Annotated in this window: 2 protein-coding genes; one reads left to right on the plus strand and one right to left on the minus strand. The window is 65.5% G+C overall.

Going from position 1 to position 2,500, the window contains the following annotated elements; translation table 11 throughout:
* Positions 1-93: 93 nt before the first annotated feature.
* Positions 94-1,299, minus strand: coding sequence for a M20 aminoacylase family protein (locus tag H928_RS0123455; protein ID WP_021028679.1), 1,206 nt, complete (start codon positions 1,297-1,299; stop codon positions 94-96).
* Positions 1,300-1,557: 258 nt separating this feature from the next.
* Here H928_RS0123455 and H928_RS29535 point away from each other — a divergent pair.
* A partial coding sequence (locus tag H928_RS29535; protein WP_021028680.1) for a molybdopterin-dependent oxidoreductase occupies positions 1,558-2,500 on the plus strand: 943 nt, incomplete at its 3' end.

The following is a 2,500-nucleotide window of genomic DNA, read 5'->3' on the forward strand; positions in this document are numbered from 1 at the left end:
TGGGGCGGGGTGGTTTCAGCTGTGTTTCAACGAAAAAGCGCCCGGGTTTTGCTCGGGCGCTTTTTTTTGTTTTTGATTCGCTGGTCTGGCTTCTTATTTCTTCGCTTGGGCCAGCCACTTGGTGGCCAGCTCTACCCAGTAGGTGGCGCCCAGGGGGATCAGGTCGTCGTTGAAGTCGTAGCTGGGGTTGTGCAGGGTGCAGGGGCCGCCGCCGTGGCCGATGGCGCGGTGGTCGCCTTCGCCGTTGGCGATGAAGCAGTAGGCGCCGGGCTTGGCTTGCAGCATGAAGGAGAAGTCTTCGGCGCCCATCGTGGGCTCTTGCGCTTTCACCTTATCGGCGCCGATGATGTCGACCATCACCTGTCGGGCGAACTCGGCTTCGGGGGCGCTGTTGACGGTGGCGGGGTAGTTGCGGTTGAAGTGGAACTCGCACTGGGCGTTGTTCATCGCGCAGCAGCCTTCGGCCACCTGGCGCATGCGCGATTCGATCAGGTCCAGCACTTCGGTGCGGAAGGTGCGCACCGTGCCTTGCAGCTCCACGCGGTCGGGGATCACGTTGTTGGCCTCGCCGCCGTGGATCATGGTCACGGAGATCACGCCGGTATCGAGCGGCTTCTTGTTGCGGGTGATGATGGTCTGAAAGGCCGTCACGATCTGGCAGGCGATCGGCACGGGGTCATTGCCCATGTGCGGCATCGCGCCGTGGCCGCCCTTGCCGGTGATGGTGATCTTGAAGTCGTTGCTGGAGGCCATCACCGGGCCGGGGCTGACAGCCATGTTGCCGGCGGCCATGCCGGGCCAGTTGTGCATGCCAAACACCGCCTGCATCGGGAATTTCTCGAACAGGCCGTCCTTGATCATCTCGCGCGCGCCGCCACCGCCTTCTTCGGCGGGCTGGAAGATCAGGTAGACCGTGCCGTCAAAATCGCGGAACTTGGAGAAATGCTTGGCAGCGGCCAGCAGCATGGCGGTGTGGCCGTCATGGCCGCAGGCGTGCATCTTGCCGGCATGGCGGCTGGCGTGGTCAAAGGTGTTGGACTCCTGCATCGGCAGCGCATCGATATCGGCGCGCAGGCCCACGGCCTGGCCGCTGGCGCCGCCGTCCTTGCCGTGCACGATGCCGACCACACCGGTGGTGCCCAGGCCGCGGTGGATCGGAATGCCCCATTCCGTCAGCTTGGCTGCCACCAGATCGGCCGTGCGCACTTCTTCAAAGCACAGCTCCGGGTGGGCGTGGATGTCTTTGCGGATCTGGGCGATGCTGGCCGCTTCGGCCACGATGGAATCAATCAGCTTCATGGAAAATCCTGTTGGCTACATGGGGGTGTATCTGTCTGGCGGCGCCTGCGGGGCCAAGGCATGGGCGGGCGGCGTGCCAAGCCCTCTATGGTGCAGCAAAGCCGGGCGCCCCTGCGCTGAAATGTCTTGGGAATAACCCTGGGCCGGGGCCCCGCTCGGAAACGTGCTGCACGCGACCCCAGCCCCTGCCATCTGGCGCTACCATGTGCAGCACAACTCTCCCCCCGATTTTGCGCCCGCCTGGGCGCCGCCACTGCCATGACCACCTCCGCTGCCACCACCACCGTTTTGGGGGCCTGCCCCCATGACTGCCCCGACACCTGCTCGCTGGTCACCACGGTGGTCGATGGCATAGCCACCAAGGTCAGCGGCAACCCCGCGCATGGGCATACCGGCGGCGTGCTCTGCGCCAAGGTGAGCAAGTACACCGAGCGCAGCTACCACGAAGACCGGGTGCTGCAGCCGATGAAGCGGGTGGGACCCAAGGGCAGCGGCCAGTTCCAGCCGGTGGGCTGGGACGAGGCGCTGGCCGATATCAGCGCACGGCTGCACCGCATTGTGCAAACCGATCCACAGGCCATCCTGCCCTACAGCTATGCCGGCACCATGGGCCTGGTGCAGGGCGAGAGCATGGACCGGCGCTTTTTCCACCAGCTGGGCGCCTCGCTGCTGGACCGCACCATCTGCGCCAGCGCGGGCTCCGAGGCCTTGCTGCACACCTATGGCGGCAAGCTGGGCATGCGGGTGCAGTTCTTTGCCGAGAGCCGGCTGATCCTGATCTGGGGCAGCAACAGCATTGGCAGCAACCTGCATTTCTGGCGCTATGCGATGGAGGCCAAGCGCCATGGCGCCAAGCTGGTCTGCATCGATCCGCGCAAGAGCGAGACCGCCGACAAATGCCATGAGCACCTGCAGCTGCTGCCCGGCACCGATGCGGCCTTGGCGCTGGCCTTGATGCATGAGCTGATCGCCAACGACTGGCTGGACCACGACTACATCGCCCAGCACACGCTGGGCTGGGATGCACTGAAGGAACGTGCCTTGCAGTGGCCGCCCGAGCGCGCTGCCCAGGTCTGCGGCATCGATGCGGCGCAGATCCGCAGCCTGGCGCGCGACTACGGCACGACCGAGCGGGCGGCCATTCGCCTCAACTACGGCATGCAGCGCACACGCGGCGGCGGCAATGCCGTGCGGGCCGTCG

This window comes from Comamonas sp. B-9 (genome assembly GCF_000410635.1).
Lineage (GTDB): Bacteria > Pseudomonadota > Gammaproteobacteria > Burkholderiales > Burkholderiaceae_C > Comamonas.

Excerpts from the sequence above, each read along its gene's own strand:
- H928_RS0123455 (WP_021028679.1), bottom strand. The coding sequence starts at position 1,299 with ATGAAGCTGATTGATTCCATCGTGGCCGAAGCGGCCAGCATCGCCCAG.